We start from the raw sequence: 21040 nt of genomic DNA, 5'->3' as shown, positions 1-21040 counted from the left end.
TTATAGAGGAATTCCGCCCACTTGATAACCTACATTCAAAACAAGTTTAGTTTTTTTTCGATTTTCAACCAAAGGTAATACCACTAACCGTGTCGAGTAAGATGTCTTTTCTCCTGTCTGTCCCCCTGACAGTAATGTTACGTTCCGTTACCGGTTTGATGTTAGTTCTGACCGTTGCCGCCTGCAGCGAACCTGAATTACCCAATCACCTTCGTTCTGTTAAGGAAGCCGGTAAGCTGACAGCAGGCATTGAGTATGCACCTTCACGTTATGAATATGGCCCGCAGGGTCCCCGCGGGTTTGACTACACACTGATCGCCGGATTCGCTGATTACCTTGGCGTTGAACTGGCACTTATCCCCTATTACGACGACCACAGTCTGAACGCTGCTCTGGCCGGCTCAGATATCGATTTGATTGTGAGCAGTGATGCCGGCGCGCAGGCATTGTCAGCAGATATGATTACCGGACCGGCGTATGCCGGCACCGCCTGGGCATTCTCTGCCCGCCTTGATGACTCTCTTCGCAGTGCAGTCTTTGATTACTTTGCGACGCTCAGGCAACAACGTGTGGTTGCCAAAATGCAGAATGAATGGCTGACGCCGGCGGCTCCGCTGCAAGAGGCAGATATTCCGGCATTCATTCTTGCGGCTGCCGGAAAAATAACTGCTCTCAAAGAGCAATTCAGTGCTTATGACAGCGATGCAAAGTGGACTTTGCTGGCAGCTTTCGCCTGGCAATTAAATCAGTGGGAAGATGCCGGTGAAACCGCCGGCGCAGTAGAGCAACTGCTTATACTGCATGAGAAAATCCCGTCACGGATCCCGACTGCGGAGAGGATGATGATGACCCTTGCAGCGTGGCGCACGGGGCTGACACATCTTGAGGATTGCCGGGAACTGACATCCCGCCAGGGCGGCAATAATGATCGCTGGCTGGACGTGAAACAGCGCTATCCATTGCTGGCCGTTAAGGACGTTTACCGTCACCTTGATTATGGCTACGCAGACGGTGCAGATACCGTGAGATTTACAGAAAATATTCAGCAGTACGCAACAACGTTGGAAACACTGTCTGAAAAAGATTGAAAATTGTCATAAAGCCTTCATGTTATACCGGTAGAACGGCATGAGGCATAAGAACAATGCCACCCTGAATACGTTCTCCTTACACATTTAAGGATGAGGAGGGTTTATGAGAAGACAAAAAGCAATAAAGGCAAAGAAAATTTTGAAAAGTAATAACCGCAGAAAATTAATGATTAAACGTGCCCATCAACGGGTCCTTCAACGCCGCCGTCATTTTATGACTCATGAAATGTTCGCGAAAAGTCCGGAGTCAGCCTGCCAGTAGCAGTTCCGGACTACGCCTTTCCCTTTCCCCCGCACTCTTCTGCCCGGGTCGCTCTGGCCAATAACTTGGCAGCCTTGATTTCAGCCCGGCGACGCCGGAAAAATGCAGACAATTTTTCTCCGCAAATGTCAGCCAGCACCCCTCCGGTGATATCACACTGGTGATTAAGCTCCGGATGTTGCAACAATTGCATCACTGATCCCGCAGCACCGGTTTTTAAATCACTGGCACCGAATACCACTCTGGCGATCCGTGCGTGCACCAGCATTCCGGCACACATAGCACAGGGCTCAAGAGTGACGTAAAGGGTTGCACCGGTAACCCGGTAATTTTCTATATGGCTGGCGGCTGCACGTACAGCCAGCATTTCCGCATGAGCGGCGGGATCATGGTCTCTAACCGGAGAATTCCAGCCTTCTCCGATGATCTTTCCGTCTGCAACGACTATCGCGCCCACCGGTACTTCGTTAATTGCTTCAGCTTTATCAGCACGAAGCAACGCCTGCTGCATCCAGTGTTCATCACTGAATAATTCTTCATTACTCATTGGTTATTTTGACCAAACTTTTGGTTATTTCGACTAAAGGAATACAGTACACGGTATAGTAAAAATCATAACCAATTGAAATATAATGATTTACCAAACTGGTCACGATCTTGCGTACTCTTAATTATAATACAGCAAAAGCACGGTTAAAGCGGGTCTGTATGCAAAAATTCAGACTGTTGAAAAACACAATGTTACGATTTAAATTGTACAAAAAGGTTATAAAACAGGCTGAATTAACGACAAAATGCCCGTAAGCCGTTACACTAAAATTTTACTTTGTTGAGGGAACAAAATGAATACAACCGCCGTTGTCATTGTTGCAATCTGTGCCTGGGCACTGGTCTCTATCGTCACTGCAGCGAAAGACAAGAGTAAATCGAAAAAAGATATCCGTAGTGATAAAGCCATGGAAGCCGAAATCGCGGCACTACGGGAACGCGTTGAAGTACTGGAAAAAATCGTCACCGAAGAAAATTACGATCTGAAAAAGCAATTTAAAGATCTGGAGAGCGGTAAAGTCGCATAACGGCTTTGTCAGGCACCGTCCATAAAACGACGTTCTGCCCGCTCTACTCTTCTCGGCTTGCCGGCGATGATTAGCACATCACCGGCTTGCAACACCTCATTGCCATCCGGTTGCGCAATTTCGTTGCCATTCCTTCTCAGCCCCTGCAGTCTTACCCGCATTCTTTGAAAATCGATGTCTGACAACGACTGACCTAAACAGGCTGCATCGTTATTCAGTACAACAGCATGTACAAATTCCAGTTTATCTTCTGTGCCGTAGCTGATTTCAGTGGTTTCCCCCGGATAAAAGCCGTGCAGGTGATCGTACCGCCCCTGACGCTCCTCCCTCACCCGTCGCAGGATCCGCGACATGGGTACGCCGGCGTAATGCAGCACCTGGGAAATCAGCATCAGACTGCCTTCCTGTATTTCAGGTACAACCTGACTGGCACCGGCTTTATACAAAGCATCCAGCTGATAGTCCCGTTTTGTGCGTACCATTAAGTTGATGTCCGGCGAGATTTGCCTTGCTGCGTTAATGACCTGCTTAGCTTTCTCAGGCTGATCAAAAGTGACCAGCAGTAAACTGGCCCGGCCAACACCGGCATTTTCAAGAATGTCCTTCTGGCTGGCATCACCAAATAAAATCGGTTCGCCGGCGTTGCGGCTTTCGTGCACCCTTACCGGGTCTGCATCAATGGTGATAAAGGCAATGTTCTCCAGTTTAAGCAAACGGGCAACAGACTGCCCCACCCTGCCAAATCCGGCGATGACAATATGGTTCTGCAAAGCTGAAGCTTCAGGAATGGCACTGTCAGGCTCAACGTTGACCGCTGACGCAGGTTCGAGTTTCTGCGCCCAGGCCACACTGCGGGTTACCAGCAGCGGTGTCAGTGCCATGCTGATCACCCCCATACTGATGATAATAGAAGATGTTCTGCTGTCGATGACTCCTTCTGCGGTAGCCAGTGCAGCAATGACAAAACTGAACTCACCAATCTGACACAATTTGATGCCGGTAGCCCAGGCATCCACCGCATCAGAATTCAGTAACCTTGCAACCAGGCGCAATACCAACACCTTAAGTACCATTAATACCGCCACCCCACTGAATATCCACAAACCATCCTGGTAAAGTACGTGCAGATTCAGTTGCATGCCGACAGTGACGAAAAACAGGCCCATCAGAATATCTCTGAATGGCCGGATGTCCGCTTCCAGCTGGTACTTATACTGGCTTTCTCCCAGCATCATCCCGGCAAGAAAAGCCCCCAGCGCCATGGACAAACCGAAAATATAGGTCAGCCCGCCGGCGAGAATAGCCACAAGAATCGTGGTGAGCACGAACAACTCATCAGTTCTGGTTTTCGCCACCTCCCGGAATATCCAGGGTAAAACCCACTTGCCGGCAGACAGAAGCAGGATCACGACCAGTACACCTTTTATGAGAGCCTGAATTAACGCGGTGGCGAGACTGATATTTTGTTCAGATGACATTAATGGAATAGCAATAAGGAATGGCACCACTGCCAGATCCTGAAAAAGCAGAATACTGATGGCCATTTCTGTACGACGATGATTAAGTGCTCCGGCTTCAGTAAGCTGCTTAATGACGATAGCAGTGGAGCTCAGTGCCAGCATGCCGCCGATGATAACTGCCGGCCCCCAGGCAAATCCGAGAAAGTGTGCGATTGCTGAGAACACACCCGTAGTAACGACCATTTGCCCTAATCCGACACCGAAAACCAGTGAGCGCATGGACATAAGCTTGGGCAGTGAAAACTCGAGCCCCAGAGAAAATAACAGAAATACAATCCCGATTTCTGCCAGCAGGTGCATGTCTTCCGGATGAGGGAACAACGCCAGCAGTTCCGGGCCGGTAAGCAGTCCGGCAAAAAGGTAGGCCAGAATCGGTGGCAAATGAAGCTTGCGGAATACTGCTACACTGACTACTGACAGCGCCATTAACACTACGATTTGTCCAAATCCACTTGCTACCACGGCAACTCCTTTAATCCGGCACTACAAGCAGGCACACCACTTGCAAGACTTCAGTCAGATACGCTTAGATGACGATTTTCTGACGTAAAAGTAAACAATTGACTCTAAGTATAACCCATGTTCCCGAGGAGTACTGTTTTGGAATTCTCAACTTCTGTTTATGAACACGTATACCCTGACAGCTTTTATCCTATGGCCTCATCCGGCCCGCGGTTAACCGCCGATCAGAAAAACAGCTTCCTGGGGCAGATCCTGTCAACCATCGATATTTCTGCACTGGGTTCTCTTTACTTTCATCAACTCAGACAACATGTTGCACTCGTTCACCTTAACCTGAGCGATGCGTCACGTCACCTGAGTTATGGCCGCATTAAGCCGGAAGACAATGACTCAAACACCCTGATGCTGCCTATGAACAACCGTCACAGCACATCCGCGCCAGAATACATCCGCTATGTGTTTGCCAGCATGCCATCACGGGAAGAGCGTCAGTGTGTGGCTGAGTTACATGTGCTGTTCAGCCATCAGTTCGCCAATGCTCTGGAGTTCGAACGACTGAAAAAAATGGCGACAAAAGATGCACTGACCACATTAGGTAACCGCAACGCATTTGATGAGTCCTGTGGCCGTCTGACAAGCAGAGCGGATCGTCATGATGAAAAATTCGGATTACTGGTCATAGATTTAGATAACTTTAAGACAGTGAATGACACCTATGGGCACCAGGAAGGTGACAAGGTATTGCAAGCTGTGGCTGCGGAGATTTCGTCTGTGCTGCGTAATGAAGATGAAGCATTCCGCATCGGGGGTGATGAGTTTTGTTGTCTGCTGGACTGCAAACAAAAAGAGTCGCTGAAAGTCATTGCTGACCGAATCAACAAACGAATCGAAAAGAACACGTTACTCAAAGGTCACGGAGTTTCCTGCAGTATCGGCGGTGCGGTCTACCGTCAGGGAGACAACATGCAGTCGTTATTTGAGCGAGCTGATCACGCGTTATACCAGGTCAAAGCCGCCGGAAAGAATGCTTATCTTGCGGCATAATCTCCCCGCAGGCTTTTAAACGAAGAGGCAAAACCTTGCCTCTTTACCAGAAGACTGCCATCTTATTCACCGCTACTTTTGTACATTATCCTGTTGAGATCCTGATTGCCGGCCGCCAGCCAGACCACTCTGTCGGTAAGCAGCAAAGCTGCCGCTTCACCATTGCATAGTAAAACAGGAATGCGTTCTCTTTCCCAGGGCGGTATCTTCCACTGCTTAAACCATTTCCGCGCTGTTTTCCCTGTGGGGTTCCGGCTCACATAAATTTTATCCAGACTCACCGCCGGCACCCGCTGCCAGTCACCCGGGCCGGAGATTTTAAATGTTACCGGCAACCCCGGGACTTGCTGCCACTGCTCTTTATCTACCTGTTGCGGATCCCCGCTTTCCTGCATTATATCGACCGTGCAGTTCCCGCTATCCGCAGTAACCAGCAGTTCGCTGTTGTAGCGGCGGATCACGCCAGTGCCGCCTTTAACGCATGGTATGGCATCGTCTCTGGCATGTAACATAGCAAGGATCTCGTCCATCTGAGCTTTAGAAGGCAAGGTCACACCCCGTCCGGTAAGCCAGTGACGGATAATCGCCCTCTGCCAGCCTGTGCTTTGCAGCAGCAAAGCAGGAACACTCAGTCCACCGTTACCGGTCTCAGCGTCTTTAAGCCGTTCCGCGGTCACTTCTGCCAGCAATGCATTTTGTTCCTGTAACAGTTCACAGGAGCGTGAAGCGGCTTTTGCAAAGCCGGGCCAGCGCCTGTGCATATCCGGCAGAACACGGTTGCGAAGAAAATTACGGTCAAAGCGGTCGTCCTGATTGGACTCATCTTCAACCCGCGGCATTGCCAGTGAATCCGCCGCAGCCTCAATGTCTTCACGGCGAAAATTAAGCAGAGGCCGCAGAATAGCAACGGGTGACTCGCTCTCACTAACTAGCCGGTAATGCAGCCCCGGCATGCCAGCCAGACCTGCCGGCCCGCTTCCCCGCTTTATCGCCAGTAATATGGTTTCGAGCTGGTCGTCCTGATGCTGGCCTAAAACCAGCGCACCGTTGTGCTGCCGGCAATAGCGCAGTAATGCATCATAACGGGCATCTCTGGCACTTGCCTCAAGGCTGGTGCGGGACTGAACCGTCACGTTAACGGATAACGCAGAAAAGATAACATTGCGCTGGTGACAAAAGGTTTCGCAGTGGTTTTGCCACGTGTCTGCGTTGGGACTCAGACCGTGATGGATATACACCCCGTGAACGGGCAAAGAAGAATATGAAGAGAGTGCGTGGAGTAATAAACCGGAGTCTACCCCGCCACTGAAACCTACCACAAGGCAGTTGGGCGACGGGGTGACAGTATCGAGCAACCTGGCCGTTGTGCAGATGATGTCAGAACACAGCGGCTTGACATCCATTTCACCAGCCATCGTTACCCGCTCCGGATCAGCAGTAACCGAAAGACATCAGTCTCTGGTAACGCTCTTCCATCAGGTTTTCAACATCCAGTGTTTTCAACTGGTTCAATTGCTGTTTGATGGTCGCTTTCAGGTTTGCAGCCATGCCGTCATGGTCACGGTGTGCGCCACCTAAAGGCTCTTCAACAATACTGTTGATTAAACCCAGTTCTTTGATTTGCGGTGCACTTACACCCATCGCTTCTGCAGCCAGGGGCGCTTTATCTGCGCTCTTCCACAGAATAGATGCACAACCTTCCGGAGAAATAACGGAATAGGTAGAATATTGCAGCATGTTAACGCGGTCGCCAACACCAATTGCCAGTGCACCACCGGAACCACCTTCACCGATAACGGTACAGATGATCGGCACACGAAGCTGAGCCATTTCAAACAGGTTGCGGGCAATAGCTTCACTCTGTCCACGTTCTTCCGCGCCAACGCCCGGATATGCTCCCGGTGTGTCGATAAGTGTAACGATAGGCAAATTGAAACGCTCAGCCATTTTCATCAGACGCAGAGCTTTACGGTAACCTTCAGGTTTTGGCATACCAAAGTTACGCTTAATTTTTTCGTGCGTATCACGCCCTTTCTGATGACCAATCAGCATAATTGGCTGATCATCAATTTTTGCCAGACCACCAACAATCGCTTTGTCGTCAGCGTAAGCACGATCACCGGCCAGTTCATCAAACTCAGTGAAGATGCGGCCAACATAATCCAGCGTGTAGGGACGCATGGGGTGACGGGCAAGCTGGGAAATCTGCCAGGCGCCCAGATCTGAGAAAATCTTGCGTGTTAAATCCGAACTTTTAGTACGAAGTTTTGTGATTTCTTCTTCAATACCAACGTCAAATTCACCGCCCTGATTAACCAGCCGAAGCTCTTCGATTTTTGCTTCTAGTTCAGCGATCGGCTGTTCAAATTCCAAAAACTGTATACTCATTCTGTGTCCTATCTATACTACCTTTCACGCCTGTCAGTGATAACACATGGCGACTGACTGCTCACCCAGACACTGTTTTAATTCGTGCAACAGCTGGTCTTCCGGCGTCACATACCATTGTGCGCCACAGGCCAGCACTGCTTCCGCATCTGGGTGTACTACACGCATTTGTACCGGACAACTGCCGCCCCGGTACGTTTGAAGAATTGCCTGTAGCGACGAAATTCTGTTTTCATCAATTTGCACGGTGTCGAGTTCCAACATCAGTGCTTTTGCGTTCTGTTCTCTGGCCTGAACAATATCCATTGCATCACGGGCAGAGATTGTATTGCCACCGGAGAAATCATCAAAGCTGACCTGTCCTTTTATTAACAGGATACGGTCAGTTTCGAGAATACTCTCATATTTTTCGTACATATCGGGGAAAAAACGTACATCCATGCGCGCGCTCTTGTCGTCGAGAGTCACAATGGCCCAGCGACGCCCCTTCTTGTTTGTCATTACCCTGACGCCCAGCACCAGACCAACGGCGGTAGACATCTGATCTTTTCCGGTCGGTTTTAAATCAACCAGACGACCATCAGAGTAATGCTTAATTTCGTCAGCATACTGATTAATAGGATGCCCTGTCAGATACAAGCCCAGGGTGTCTTTTTCACCATCAAGCCAGACTTTTTCCGGCCAGTACGGCACATCCGCAAAGGCTTGCTTTACGTCATCCGGCTCTGTAGTCAGCAAACCGAACATGTCAGACTGTCCGTAGGATTCCGCTTTTGCATGTTGATCAGCTGCTGCAATAGCTTCAGGTAAAGAGGCCATAATCGATGCACGGTGCGGACCCTTGCCGTCCTGCGGACCAAGATTGTCCATGGCGCCGGCGAGGACCAGCTTTTCCAACACCCGCTTGTTCACCCGTTTGAGGTCAACTTTAGCACAGAAATCAAACAAATCAGTAAAATTACCTTGTTGTTCCCGGGCTTCAATAATGGCTTCAATGGGGCCTTCACCGACCCCTTTAATAGCACCGATACCGTAAACAATGCGGCCATGCTCATCAACCGTAAACTTATACCGGCCAACATTCAAATCCGGCGGCAAAATGGTCATCCCCATACGGTCGACTTCATCTACCAGCGTTACTATCTTATCGGTGTTGTCCATGTCCGCCGACATTACCGCCGCCATAAATTCAGCAGGGTAATGTACTTTCAGCCACAGCGTCTGGTATGACACCAGTGCATAGGCCGCAGAGTGCGATTTGTTAAATCCGTATCCGGCAAATTTTTCTACCAGATCGAAAATTTTCATCGCCAGCTCGCCGTCGATGTTGTTGTCTCTTGCGCCATCCTCGAAGGTTGAGCGCTGCTTCGCCATTTCTTCAGGTTTTTTCTTACCCATCGCACGGCGAAGCAAGTCAGCGCCACCCAGACTGTACCCGGACATTTCCTGGGCAATCTGCATAACCTGTTCCTGATACAGGATGATACCGTAGGTGGGCTCAAGAATTTCTTTCAGACACTCATGCTGATAATCAGCATCCGGATAAGAGATTTCTTCACGACCGTGCTTACGGTCAATAAAGTTGTCTACCATGCCTGATTGCAGCGGGCCCGGACGGAACAGGGCCACCAGTGCGATAATATCTTCGAAACAGTCTGGTTTCAGGCGCTTGATCAGCTCTTTCATCCCGCGGGATTCAAGCTGGAATACTGCCGTGGTTTCTGCCGCCTGCAGTGAGCGGAAACTCTTTTTATCTTCCAGCGGGATGGCACTGATATCGACATCCACTCCCTGACCTTCTTTGATCATGTCCAGTGCCCACTGGATAATGGTCAGTGTACGCAGACCGAGGAAGTCAAATTTAACCAGACCTGCCGTTTCAACGTCGTTTTTATCGAACTGGGTGACCGGGTTTTTCCCTTCGTCATCACAGTAAAGCGGAGCAAAGTCGGTGATAGTAGTAGGCGCAATAACCACACCACCGGCGTGTTTACCGGCATTACGGGTAACACCTTCCAGAATGCGGGCCATGTCGATAAGGTCTTTGACTTCCTCATCGTCGTTATAAAGTTCCGGTAAACGGGGCTCGACCTCAAAGGCTTTGCCAAGAGTCATACCGGGATCGGACGGGATCAGCTTGGAAATCCGGTCAACGAAACCGTAGGGATGACCAAGCACACGGCCCACATCACGCACAACAGCCTTAGCAGCCATCGTACCGAAGGTGATAATTTGTGATACCGCCTGACGGCCGTAAAGCTCGGCCACGTGGTCAATAACCTCATCCCGCCGGTCCATACAGAAGTCGACGTCGAAATCAGGCATAGATACACGTTCGGGGTTCAGGAACCGTTCGAAAAGCAGGTCAAATTCCAGCGGATCCAGATCGGTAATTTTCAGCGCATAAGCCACTAATGAGCCTGCACCGGAACCACGGCCCGGTCCCACCGGAATCCCGTTGTCCTTACTCCACTGGATAAACTCCATAACGATAAGGAAGTAACCCGGGAACCCCATCTGGTTAATTACGTCGAGTTCTATTTTCAGACGGTCGTCGTATTCAGGACGCTTTTCTGCTCTGACGGTTTCATCAGGGAACAGGAATTCAAGACGCTCTTCCAGTCCCTCTTCCGATTTTTTAACCAGAAAATCTTCCGTTGTCATACCACCGGTAGGGAACTGAGGCAGGAAGTATTCACCAAGCCTTACAGTGACATTACAACGTGTAGCAATTTCTACTGTATTTTCGATAGCTTCCGGAATATCACTGAACAGTTCAACCATTTCATCGCTGCTACGCAGATATTGCTGTTGGCTGTAGCGTTTAGGGCGACGGGGATCTTCCAGTGTGTAACCGTCGTGAATGGCTACGCGGATTTCATGGGCCTCGAATCCCGCCTGTTCAATGAAACACACTTCATTCGTAGCCACCACCGGCAAACCGTATTCTTCTGCCACAGCCACAGCCTGATGAAGATAGTCTTCTTCACCGGGACGGCCGGTGCGGATAAGCTCAAGGTAGAAACGGTCGGCAAAATGCTGCTGATAAAACTCAAGGGAATCAGCCAGCATTTTCTGGTTGTTCTTGGTCAGAGCAATACCGACGTCGCCGTGCAATGCTCCGGAAAGTACAATCACGCCTTCAGCATGTTCTGCCAGCCAGGCCTGCTCTATCACCGTTTTATGGTGCACCGCACCGCGCAGGTAGCCTTTTGAAATCAACAGGGTAATATTTTTATAGCCCTCGTTGTTCATGGCCAGCAAAGTGAGGCGGAAAGGTTCCTCATTCAGAACATCGTTCTGCACCCAGAAGTCGGTGCCGATAATGGGTTTGATGCCGCGGTTATGGGCTTCAGAATAGAATTTAACCAGACCACACATGTTCATCTGGTCTGTAATAGCCACCGCAGGCATGTTAAAGGCTTCAACCTGCGCGAGGATGGGTTTAACCTTGTTTAACCCATCCATCATTGAAAAGTCGCTGTGAACGCGAAGATGAATAAACGGCGAAGACATGTGAGTTTCTCTTATTTTTGTGCTGCCAGACGCGCCTGTACGGGCTTAAAGCTCATACGATAACACGGCAGGACACCATATGCTTCTAATGCTTCAAAATGGGCTTTCGTCGGATAACCTTTGTGGCCGGCGAAGTTGTACTGCGGATGAAGGGCATGCAATGCAATCATATCATTGTCACGTTCAACTTTAGCAAGAATCGAGGCTGCAGAGATTTCTGCATGCAGTCCATCCCCTTTCACGATCGCTTCTGCTGCATACTGCCAGTCCGGCAGACGATTTCCGTCTACCCGCACGAAATCCGGCTGTACTGACAATCCCTCAACGGCACGCTTCATGGCCAGCATGGTTGCGTGCAGAATGTTCAGCGTATCGATTTCCTGTGGCGTTGCCCGCCCGATTGCCCAGCAGAGGGCTTTTTGCTTAATCTCTTCTGATAAAGCGATACGTTTTTTTTCGGATAATTTCTTTGAATCGTTGAGTCCGGCAATGGGTTTTGCAGGGTCAAGAATAACCGCAGCGGTCACTACATCCCCCACCAGCGGTCCGCGTCCCACTTCATCAACACCGGCAATATATTCAACCATTGATAACCTCTGCAATCGCATCTGCTGCCATTTTATCAGCATCCAGTTTTAGGGACTGGTGCAAACCGGTAAACCGGCTTACCAGTTCAGTCGTATCCTGCGTGAAAAGGGGCAATAAGTAATCGCAAAGCGTGTCAGGATTCACGTCGTCCTGCAGTAATTCAGGAATTAACGCTTCATTGGCCAGTAAATTAGGCAGGGAGAAGAACGGCGCTTTGTAGAGTCGCTGCATTATTTTATAGGTCAGCGGTGACAACTTATAGCAAGTCACCATGGGGCGCTTGCAAAGCATGGCTTCCAGGGTTGCCGTACCTGATGCCAGCAAAATGACATCGCTGGCAATCATGGCGTCTCTGGCCTGCCCTTTCACCAGCTTGTAGTCGCTGTCACTGAGCCAGGCACTGCAATGCTCTTTCAGATAAGCCTGAATGCCATTAAAACGATACTGATTAGCAGCAGGAATGACAAAACGGATGCCTGGCAGCAGGGTTTTCATTTTCTCCATGGTGGCAGTAAAAACAGGTAACAGTGCTTTTAACTCACCGCCACGGCTGCCGGGCAATACGGCCAGCACAGGACCGGAGCTGCTCAGGCCCAGTGTCTCACGGGCGGCAGACTGATCTGGTTCTAATGGCACGGCATCAGCCAGTGTATGACCGACAAACGTGTAGGGAACATGGTACTTATCGTAAACCTGCTGTTCGAAAGGAAACAAACCCAGCACGTGATTTGTGGCGGCTTTAATTTTATGAATGCGTTTTTCACGCCATGCCCACACGGTAGGACTGACATAATGAACAGTTTTAATCCCCCTGGCTTTCAGGGCTTTTTCCACACGAAGATTAAAGTCAGGTGCATCCACACCAATGAATACATCCGGCGGATTGGCTTCAAAATGCGCCAGCAGTTGCTTCTTCAGTTTGAGAATAGCAGGAAGATGAGACAACACTTCCACCAGTCCCATGACAGAAAGTGTTTCCATATCGAAGAGTGAGTGAAAGCCGGCGGCTTTCATGTGATCACCACCGATGCCTTCGATAATGGCATCGGGGTAACGCTTTTTCAGTTCGGCTATCATACCGGCGGCAAGCACGTCTCCTGACGGCTCACCTGCCACAACGCCAATTCGCAATGTTGATGCGGGCATTTAGCGGATGATACCCCGCTCAGCATTTTCAAGGAAAGACACCAGTAAGCGGATATTTTCATCGCTTTGGGCTACATCAGACAGCTTAGCCACAGCTTCAGCGATGGTATTGTTGTCACGGTAGATGGCACGGTAAGCCCGCTTTATTGCCATAATTTGACCGGATGTAAATCCACGGCGGCGTAAGCCTTCAGAGTTAATGCCCGCAGCGACGTGCTTCTGCCCGTTAACCATGACAAACGGCGGTACATCACGCAAGACTATCGCGCCGGCGCCAACGAAGGCATGACTACCTACTTTGCCAAACTGGTGAATAGCGGCACCACCACCAAAAATAACAAAATTACCCAGTTCAACATGCCCTGCCAGTGAAACATTGTTCGCAAGAATACAATCGTCCCCGATGATCACATCGTGAGCCACGTGGGCATTGATCATAAACAGGTTGCGGGAGCCAATTTTTGTCACCCCTTCATCCTGAATAGTGCCGCGATGCACTGTACAGGTTTCACGGAACACATTGTCATCACCGATTTCCAGACGGGTTTCTTCTCCGGCGTACTTTTTGTCCTGGCATTCTTCACCTACAGAACAAAACTGAAAGAAGCGGTTGCGCTTACCCACAGTCGTCGGGCCTTTGATGACCACATGAGACTCAAGTACACAATCGTCACCGATAACCACATCGTCACCGATATAACAGAAAGGACCTACGGAAACATTATTTCCCAGTGTCGCCTTTTCAGATATCACGGCAGTAGAATGAATCACGTTAAACCATCTCTCTCATTGCACACATGAATTCGGCACTGCAAGCTTCTTCACCATCAACGCTGGCGGTACCCTTAAACTTCCAAATCCCTCTGCGCTCTTTGACCAGACATACATCAAATTCCAGTCTGTCACCAGGCGTAACAGGACGCTTGAAGCGCGCGCAGTCAATGCCGGCATACAAGTATAGCTTATCTGACTTACCCATGGTTTTGAATCCAAGCACGCCGGCAGCCTGTGCCATTGCTTCCAGGATAAGAACGCCCGGGAAAATTGGACGGCCGGGGAAGTGCCCTGTAAAGCAGGGTTCATTCATGGTGATGTTTTTATATGCCTTGATAGACTCGCCTTCCACGTAATCAGTTACGCGATCAACAAGCAAGAACGGATACCGGTGAGGCAATAAATCCAGGATTTCCTGAATATCAATAGTGTTGAGTGAATTGGCCAAAAAAGCTCTCCTAATGCCAAAACCAGTCTGTCATAGGCTTATAGCAGACTGTTTGCCGTATTGTAATTTTAAATGGCGGCAACCATACGCGCATATGCGCTAAAAACAAATCAGACCAACGCCTCACGACGTTAGTCTGCTTGCGGGCTCAGGCCCGGTAATCTTCAGCCGGTAACCGGCCGGACATTACTTAATTTTTTTAACCTGTTCCAGCACTTGCTCAGACAGATCATGCTGGTCGTCTGCGAATGCTACAGCACCGGCATTCAGTACCAGGTCGTATTTTTCTTTCGCAGCTACTGAGTCGATCGCCTGCTTGATCAAGCCCAACAATTTGTTGCGCTCTTCGTTGCTGCGACGCTGGATGTTCTGTTGCAGAGGCTGACCTTTTTCTGCCAGTTGCTCACGAACACTCAGAATTTTCTGTTGCAGTTCTTTTTTCTCATCTTCACTCATCGTAGCGGCATCACGCTGCAGACGCTCAGCATAGAACTGACCATCTTTCTGAAGCTGGTTAACTTCGTCGATTTGCGCTTTGAATTCAACCTGAATGTTATTAGAGATTTCAGCGGCCTGTGGCATCGCCTGGAATACGCCCTGTACATCTACAACGCCAATTTTTTGTTCAGCCATTGCAGAGGCACTTACCAGCGCACTACCTAACATCAGGGTTGCTACGAATTGTCTTGCCAACTGTTTCAAAAGGAACTCCTTTTTAAAATTTAAGCCCGGTTCACTGCCGGATTAGTATTAGAATGTTTGACCGATATTAAACGTAAAGAACTTGGCATCATCACCATCGCGTTCCTGAATAGCGCGCGAGAAGCTGAATACCATAGGTCCCATCGGTGAAATCCATTGTACAGAAATACCGGCGGAACTACGATACTGTGTCCAGTCGGAATAGTCCAACAACTTACCGTACGATGAGTTGATCTGGTCTAAGTTTTTGTACTTATCGTAGTCGAATTCAGTATCCCACACGTTACCTACGTCGAGGAAAACACTGGTACGTACTGAATTATCGTATTCCACATCCACAAATGGTGTCGGAACGATTAACTCGATGCCACCCAATGCCATGGCGTTACCACCCAGGCTCCGGCTGGAGATCTGAATACTATCATCAGCTGCATCGCCCGGATACACCTCTCCGTCAGGACCGGTCACCGTATTATAATTACGTCTGATCACACCACGGGGGCCCACGGTGTTATTTTCAAAGCCACGCAGCGTATCTGCACCACCGGCCGTGAAGTTTTCCGTAAACGGCAGGATCTGCTCATTACCGTTAATGTCGCCGTAGCCGTTACCATAACCTAAACGCAGACGAGCCAGCACTGACCAGCGCTGATTACGTGACAGCGGGAAATAGAACTTGGTATCGAATACAGTTTTAAAGTAATTCACGTCAGAGTTCGGCGTAGTAATACTGAAACTCGCACGTTGTGATGAACCGGCTGTAGGGAACAGACCACGGTTCAGTGTACTGCGGCTCCACGCCACACTGGCCTGGAAGCTGTCATAGTTAATAGGTGCTTCCGGATCGGCGGAATCACGGAACTGATTATAAAACTGCTCAGTCTGCTCGTAATAACCGGTGTTATATAACTCCACACTGGAGTAAGTAATACCGAAATTAATACGGTTAACTTCGTTGATTGGATAACCAACGTTAGCGCCCACTGACCAGCGCTTAGAGTTGTACTGGATAACGTTAAAGTCAGAGCCGTCGAACTCGCTGTAACCGATGCTACCACCCAGACTGATACCGTCGATGGTGAAATAGGGGTCGTTATAGGTAATCTGAGCTGAACGCTGATACGATACCGTACTGATGTTCAGACCCACCTGCTTACCTGTACCCAGGAAGTTATTTTGTTGAATACCGGCATTCAGACTCAGTTTCGTTCTGTCACCGTAACCGATACCGGCGTTAAACGAGCCTGAAGGTTGCTCCTTGACTGAGAAGTCCACATCAACCTGATCATCAATACCTGGCAGACGGTTAGTTTCGAACTCAACCTCTTCCATGTAAGTCAGACGGGAAAGCTGCGCTTTTGAGCTTTCCAGCAGTGAATTCGACAGCCACGTGCCTTCCATCTGGTTAACGTTATGACGTAATACATTATCAGACGTAACAGAGTTACCTTCGAAGTTTATACGACGCACATAGATACGCTTACCCGGATCGACTGACAGGGTCAGTTTCACTGTTTTATCTTCGTCGTTGATTTCCGGCACCGTGGTCACTGTCGGATAAGCGTAACCAAAACGGCCCAGGTATTTACTGATAAATTCTTCGGTATAGGTAACTTCAGCCTGACTGTAAAGCTCGCCAACAGTCAACGGCAGCACCCGCTCGATATACTCTTCGTTACCCAGCAAATCACCGACAAGCTCCACATCAGAGATGGTGTATTGCTCTCCTTCGGTGACATTCATCGCAACGTAGATGCCGTCTTTTTCCGGCGTCATGGAAACTTGCGTAGAATCAATATTGAAACGCAGGTAACCACGGTCCATATAGTGGCTTCTTAATGTTTCCATATCCCCTTGCAGGGTTTGCTGCTGGTAGCGGGTTTCAGACAGAAAATCCCACCAGGGTGTGTCGAACTGCAGTTCAAGGTCCTGCATCAGTTCTTCATCAGTAAATACTGAGTTACCGACGATATTAATTTGCTGGATTTCTGCGGCATCGCCTTCTTCGAACAGCAGTTTCAAATCAACACGATTACGGGGCAACGGTGTCACAATAGCAGACACATCAGCATTGTATTTACCAATGCTGTAGAAGAAGTCTTTGAGGCCATTTTCAATTGACGTCAGCACGGTTTTATCCAGCGGCTCTCCCACACGGATCCCGTTACCATCCAGACTCTCCTGTAACTGCTCGTCTTTGATGTCATCGTTACCTTCAAAGATAATGTTACTGATAGTAGGACGCTCTGACACTTTCACGATAAGGGTATTACCGTCGCGTAATACCTCTACCCGCTCAAAGTGAGTAGAAGAATAAAGAGAGCGAATAGCCTGGGTGATGCGGAAGCTGTTAAGGCGGTCGCCTACCTGAACAGGCAGATAGGTCAGTGCCGCACCCAGTGCCACACGTTGCAGGCCGGTAATTTTAATATCTTCAACAACGAATTCACTGTCAGACGCTGCAGCATTGGCGAAGCTAGCACTGGAAACCATGATTCCGGCTGCTACTAACTGATTTAACTTCATCTATTCTTTTATTCCTGGCCGCGTTTGCTGTTCTAATGTAAAACTGCCGTTTTGTCCCTAAGAAACAAAGCGACTAATATCGTTAAATATGGCGATGCTCATCATCATGAAAAGCAGTGCGCCGCCAATTTTAAACCCCCACTCCTGCACATGTTCCGGTACAGGTTTGCCCGATGCCCACTCGATGAAATAAAACAGCAAGTGACCGCCATCCAGCATGGGGATTGGCAACAAATTGATAATGCCGAGACTGACACTGATCAACGCTAAAAAACTTAAAAAGTATGCCAGTCCGTATCCGGCACTGACGCCTGCGCCCTGCGCAATGGAAATTGGTCCGCTGAGATTATTCAGCGATACATCGCCGGTAACCAGCTTGCCGAGCATTTCCACGCTGACGGCAGTCAGCCGCCAGGTTTTATCCAGTGCTTTACTCACGGCTTCAACAGGACCGTACTGATGAGTAAAGACATAACCTTCAGGCCAGGGTTCAGCTTTAGGGCTTACCCCTAAGAAACCATCCTGACCGTCAGGGGTATCCCGGCGCGCTATTGTAGCACTAACTGTCTGTTGCTGACCGCCCCGCATTAATGTAATGCTGACGGTTTCACCGGGTAACCCTTTAATAGTGTCAACCAGAGACATCCAGCTTTCTATCTTTTCGCCATTTAGCGCAATCAGTTCATCATCGACCAGTAACCCCGCCTGCTCTGCAGGACTGTCTTCAGAAATGAATGCCACCACGGTGGTAATTTCAGGTCTGAAAGGTACGATGCCCAAACTGTTTAAAGCAGACTGTTTTTCCGGGTCAAAGTTCCAGCCGGCAATGTGTAAATTCGTCTGACTGGTCACACCTTGGGCAGATTTCACGGTAATTACCACCTGAGGTGTACCAATCGCAGAAATCAATTCCAGATTTACCGATTCCCAGTCAGGCGTTTCATGACCACCCACTGCAATAATTTCATCACCGGCTTTTATCTGAGCCTGCGCGGCGAAACTGTCCGGCGTTATATCGCCAATCACCGGTTTTACTGTATTCTGACCAATCAGGAACATCATATACAATGCGAGCACTGCAAAGATAAAATTTACACCGGGGCCAGCGGCAATAATTGCCATACGTTGTAATACAGGTTTGTTATTGAACGCCAGGTGACGTTTTTCCGCAGGCACGTCATCCACACGCTCGTCGAGCATACGTACATATCCGCCCAGCGGTATAGCGGCTACCGCAAATTCGGTGCCCTTCTTATCTTTTCGTGTCCAGAACGGTTTACCAAAGCCGATTGAAAACCGTTCGACATGCACGCCACACATCCGGGCAACAATAAAATGTCCCCACTCGTGCACCGCGACTAGAATACCCAGTGCGACTATGAATGAACCTAAACTCCACAGAAACGTGAACACTACACCTTACTCCGTACCAGTTCTGTGGCGACTTCTCTCGCCATTCTGTCTTCTTCAAGGATCTGTTGGAGTGACGATACCGTTACAGGTTCCATTCTGTTTAACGTTTCCTCGTTAATTGCTGCAATATCGGTAAAACCAATGGCGCCATCCAGAAAGGCGGCAACGGCAATTTCGTTGGCCGCATTAAGGCGCGTTGTGGCAGCCTGACCGCTGTCACAGGCATCAATCGCCAGTTTCAGGTTAGGATACCGCGCGTAACAGGGTGACTCAAAAGTAAGGCTTGCCATTTTCGCAAAATCCAGCGGTTCAACGCCGGCATCAATACGTTCAGGCCAGGCGAGGCCATAAGCAATGGGCGTACGCATATCAGGGTTGCCTAACTGGGCAATCACCGAACCATCGGTGTACTGTACCATGGAATGGATCACACTTTGAGGATGCAGTACCACCGTAATATCTTTTGAAGAAGCACCGAATAACCAGCAGGCTTCAATAAATTCCAGTCCCTTATTCATCATGGTCGCCGAGTCCACCGTGATTTTCCGGCCCATGGACCAGTTCGGGTGATGACAGGCTTCCTCTACAGTGATGCTGTGAAAGGTGTCAATATCGCGGTGACGGAAAGGTCCGCCGGAACCGGTGAGCAAAATTTGACTGATCCCTGCCTGCTGCAATTCACCATAGCGAAATCCTTCAGGCAAACACTGGAATATGGCATTGTGTTCACTGTCTATGGGAAGAATTTCTGCCCCGCTCTGATTAGCGGCATCGATGAAAAGCGCACCGGACATAACCAGCGCTTCTTTGTTTGCCAGCAATACACGCTTACCTGCTTTTACCGCTGCAAGGGTTGGTAATAAGCCTGCTGCGCCAACAATGGCCGCCATCACCGAAGTCACCTCCGGTGCACTGGAAACTTCTTCCAGCGCCTTAGGGCCACAAAGAATTTCCGAACTGACTTTCATCGACTGCGCCAGCTTCACCGCATCGTCATACAAATTATCGTCTGCGACTACCACGTAACGTGCTGCGCAGCTGATTGCCTGCTGCATGAGCTTTTCAAGCTGACTGTTGCCGGTAACAGCGAAAACCCGGTATTTATCCGGGTGTCTGTTGATAACGTCGAGGGTACTGCAACCGATGGAGCCTGTTGCGCCAAGTATGGTAACTGTCTGCATCAAGCCATCCAGGTAACATAGCAAAATGCAAATACGGGAAAGGCCGCAGTGAGGCTGTCGATACGGTCAAGAATACCACCGTGTCCGGGCAATAATTTGCCACTGTCCTTAATGCCTGCACAGCGCTTCAGCATGCTTTCGTTTAAATCACCCAGCGCAGATACCGCCACGGTAATGCCACCAATAAGCAAGTGCAGCCAGATGCGGTCTGTTGCTACCTGATAATGTAATGCTGCAAAAGCGATAATAGCGAAAGATGCACCGATACCACCGATTAAACCTTCCAGCGTTTTGCCGGGTGACACATTAGGCCGCAGTTTATGGCGACCGAATTTAACGCCGCTGAAGAATGCGCCGATATCTGCCGCCCAGACAATACCGAGCACATAGAAAATCAGCGATGAGCCATATAAGGTGTCAACATCATGAAGACTGGTTCTGAGACTGATAACGGCAACCCAGGTCGGGATTAAGGTCAGCAGACCGAAGCCTAAACGAATCAGGTTATTGTTCCGCCAGAAGGCTGAATAACGGGGATAGAAAATGATCATCCACAGCGAGAACATCCACCAGATAACGGATACGCCAAGGATGAAATGGTAAAGCCCGTGGAGTTGCCCCTGGTACCAGATGTATTGAGCATCCACAATGGACGACAGCACCAGACACAGCGCAAAAACAAAAGCAGCGAACATGGCTTTGCGGGGACGTGCTGTGATGCCGGACATATTCGCCCACTCATAAGCACCCAACCCGACGACACCGGCAATGGCAACTTCAAACTGCCAGACCGGTAAAAAAAGGATGGCTATCAGCGCCAGAGGCGCCAGAATTAATGCTGTTATTATTCGTTGTTTTAGCATAATTGGCGATGTGCTCCTGATGGCGGTGCCGGCACCGCCG

The 21040-nt window shown here is 49.4% G+C and carries 17 protein-coding genes; 3 read left to right on the top strand and 14 right to left on the bottom strand.

Annotated elements, in window-relative coordinates:
* Positions 1–134: 134 nt before the first annotated feature.
* Positions 135–1088, top strand: a complete 954-nt coding sequence (locus ACXAGC_RS12160; protein ID WP_474844616.1) for a membrane-bound lytic murein transglycosylase MltF — start codon at positions 135–137, stop codon at positions 1086–1088.
* Positions 1089–1363: 275 nt separating this feature from the next.
* Here ACXAGC_RS12160 and tadA read toward each other — a convergent pair whose 3' ends face one another.
* Complete coding sequence (gene tadA, locus ACXAGC_RS12155) at positions 1364–1900, bottom strand: tRNA adenosine(34) deaminase TadA (RefSeq protein ID WP_474844615.1); 537 nt, start codon at positions 1898–1900, stop codon at positions 1364–1366.
* 295 nt (positions 1901–2195) lie between these two features.
* Here tadA and ACXAGC_RS12150 point away from each other — a divergent pair, with 295 nt between their 5' ends.
* Positions 2196–2429: a hypothetical protein gene (locus tag ACXAGC_RS12150; protein WP_119500502.1), complete on the top strand. Its 234-nt coding sequence runs from the start codon at positions 2196–2198 to the stop codon at positions 2427–2429.
* An 8-nt stretch (positions 2430–2437) separates the two neighbouring features.
* Here the strand turns inward: ACXAGC_RS12150 and ACXAGC_RS12145 are convergent, their stop codons facing one another.
* The gene (locus ACXAGC_RS12145; protein ID WP_474844844.1) at positions 2438–4375 is read right to left on the bottom strand and encodes a cation:proton antiporter domain-containing protein; all 1938 of its coding nucleotides are present in this window, start codon (positions 4373–4375) and stop codon (positions 2438–2440) included.
* 174 nt (positions 4376–4549) lie between these two features.
* On the opposite strand from ACXAGC_RS12145, the gene ACXAGC_RS12140 reads away from it, so the two are divergent.
* A complete protein-coding gene (locus ACXAGC_RS12140) occupies positions 4550–5455 on the top strand; it encodes a GGDEF domain-containing protein (RefSeq protein WP_474844614.1) in 906 nt (301 codons plus the stop codon).
* Positions 5456–5517: 62 nt separating this feature from the next.
* On the opposite strand, the gene tilS is transcribed toward ACXAGC_RS12140, so the two are convergent.
* From tilS to ACXAGC_RS12080, 12 genes are all read right to left on the bottom strand, one after another.
* Positions 5518–6870: a tRNA lysidine(34) synthetase TilS gene (gene tilS, locus ACXAGC_RS12135; RefSeq protein WP_474844613.1), complete on the bottom strand. Its 1353-nt coding sequence runs from the start codon at positions 6868–6870 to the stop codon at positions 5518–5520.
* Positions 6871–6886: 16 nt separating this feature from the next.
* On the bottom strand, positions 6887–7843 hold the full coding sequence (gene accA, locus ACXAGC_RS12130) for an acetyl-CoA carboxylase carboxyl transferase subunit alpha (protein ID WP_119500499.1): 957 nt from the start codon (positions 7841–7843) through the stop codon (positions 6887–6889).
* A gap of 33 nt (positions 7844–7876) precedes the next feature.
* Positions 7877–11359, bottom strand: a complete 3483-nt coding sequence (gene dnaE / locus ACXAGC_RS12125) for a DNA polymerase III subunit alpha (RefSeq protein WP_474844612.1) — start codon at positions 11357–11359, stop codon at positions 7877–7879.
* An 11-nt stretch (positions 11360–11370) separates the two neighbouring features.
* Entirely contained in the window at positions 11371–11946 is a 576-nt protein-coding gene (rnhB, locus tag ACXAGC_RS12120; RefSeq protein WP_474844611.1) for a ribonuclease HII, read from the bottom strand.
* On the bottom strand, positions 11939–13093 hold the full coding sequence (gene lpxB, locus ACXAGC_RS12115) for a lipid-A-disaccharide synthase (protein WP_474844610.1): 1155 nt from the start codon (positions 13091–13093) through the stop codon (positions 11939–11941). Before lpxB ends, rnhB begins: the two co-directional genes overlap by 8 nt.
* The gene (lpxA, locus tag ACXAGC_RS12110; protein WP_474844609.1) at positions 13094–13864 is read right to left on the bottom strand and encodes an acyl-ACP--UDP-N-acetylglucosamine O-acyltransferase; all 771 of its coding nucleotides are present in this window, start codon (positions 13862–13864) and stop codon (positions 13094–13096) included.
* Between the two features lies 1 nt (position 13865).
* Positions 13866–14315, bottom strand: coding sequence for a 3-hydroxyacyl-ACP dehydratase FabZ (fabZ, locus tag ACXAGC_RS12105; RefSeq protein ID WP_303574431.1), 450 nt, complete (start codon positions 14313–14315; stop codon positions 13866–13868).
* Between the two features lie 186 nt (positions 14316–14501).
* Positions 14502–15017 carry an OmpH/Skp family outer membrane protein gene (locus ACXAGC_RS12100; RefSeq protein WP_119500493.1) on the bottom strand — a complete coding sequence of 172 codons (516 nt, stop codon included), beginning with the start codon at positions 15015–15017 and terminating at the stop codon, positions 14502–14504.
* Positions 15018–15065: 48 nt separating this feature from the next.
* Positions 15066–17543, bottom strand: coding sequence for an outer membrane protein assembly factor BamA (gene bamA, locus ACXAGC_RS12095; protein WP_474844608.1), 2478 nt, complete (start codon positions 17541–17543; stop codon positions 15066–15068).
* A 57-nt stretch (positions 17544–17600) separates the two neighbouring features.
* Complete coding sequence (gene rseP / locus ACXAGC_RS12090; protein WP_474844607.1) at positions 17601–18956, bottom strand: sigma E protease regulator RseP; 1356 nt, start codon at positions 18954–18956, stop codon at positions 17601–17603.
* On the bottom strand, positions 18956–20137 hold the full coding sequence (ispC, locus tag ACXAGC_RS12085; protein ID WP_474844606.1) for a 1-deoxy-D-xylulose-5-phosphate reductoisomerase: 1182 nt from the start codon (positions 20135–20137) through the stop codon (positions 18956–18958). Before ispC ends, rseP begins: the two co-directional genes overlap by 1 nt.
* On the bottom strand, positions 20137–21000 hold the full coding sequence (locus tag ACXAGC_RS12080) for a phosphatidate cytidylyltransferase (protein ID WP_119500489.1): 864 nt from the start codon (positions 20998–21000) through the stop codon (positions 20137–20139). Before ACXAGC_RS12080 ends, ispC begins: the two co-directional genes overlap by 1 nt.
* Positions 21001–21040 lie beyond the last annotated feature (40 nt).

It is taken from the genome of Alteromonas sp. AWJ4_197, assembly GCF_056160285.1.
The sequence above is the reverse complement of the archived record's forward strand: the minus strand, read 5'-3'. Positions and strand labels throughout refer to the sequence as shown.

Excerpts from the sequence above, each read along its gene's own strand:
- ACXAGC_RS12160 (WP_474844616.1), top strand. The coding sequence starts at position 135 with ATGTTACGTTCCGTTACCGGTTTGATGTTAGTTCTGACCGTTGCCGCC.
- tadA (WP_474844615.1), bottom strand. The coding sequence starts at position 1,900 with ATGAGTAATGAAGAATTATTCAGTGATGAACACTGGATGCAGCAGGCG.
- ACXAGC_RS12150 (WP_119500502.1), top strand. The coding sequence starts at position 2,196 with ATGAATACAACCGCCGTTGTCATTGTTGCAATCTGTGCCTGGGCACTG.
- ACXAGC_RS12145 (WP_474844844.1), bottom strand. The coding sequence starts at position 4,375 with ATGGCGCTGTCAGTAGTCAGTGTAGCAGTATTCCGCAAGCTTCATTTG.
- tilS (WP_474844613.1), bottom strand. The coding sequence starts at position 6,870 with ATGGCTGGTGAAATGGATGTCAAGCCGCTGTGTTCTGACATCATCTGC.
- accA (WP_119500499.1), bottom strand. The coding sequence starts at position 7,843 with ATGAGTATACAGTTTTTGGAATTTGAACAGCCGATCGCTGAACTAGAA.
- dnaE (WP_474844612.1), bottom strand. The coding sequence starts at position 11,359 with ATGTCTTCGCCGTTTATTCATCTTCGCGTTCACAGCGACTTTTCAATG.
- rnhB (WP_474844611.1), bottom strand. The coding sequence starts at position 11,946 with ATGGTTGAATATATTGCCGGTGTTGATGAAGTGGGACGCGGACCGCTG.
- lpxB (WP_474844610.1), bottom strand. The coding sequence starts at position 13,093 with ATGCCCGCATCAACATTGCGAATTGGCGTTGTGGCAGGTGAGCCGTCA.
- bamA (WP_474844608.1), bottom strand. The coding sequence starts at position 17,543 with ATGAAGTTAAATCAGTTAGTAGCAGCCGGAATCATGGTTTCCAGTGCT.
- ispC (WP_474844606.1), bottom strand. The coding sequence starts at position 20,137 with ATGCAGACAGTTACCATACTTGGCGCAACAGGCTCCATCGGTTGCAGT.
- ACXAGC_RS12080 (WP_119500489.1), bottom strand. The coding sequence starts at position 21,000 with ATGCTAAAACAACGAATAATAACAGCATTAATTCTGGCGCCTCTGGCG.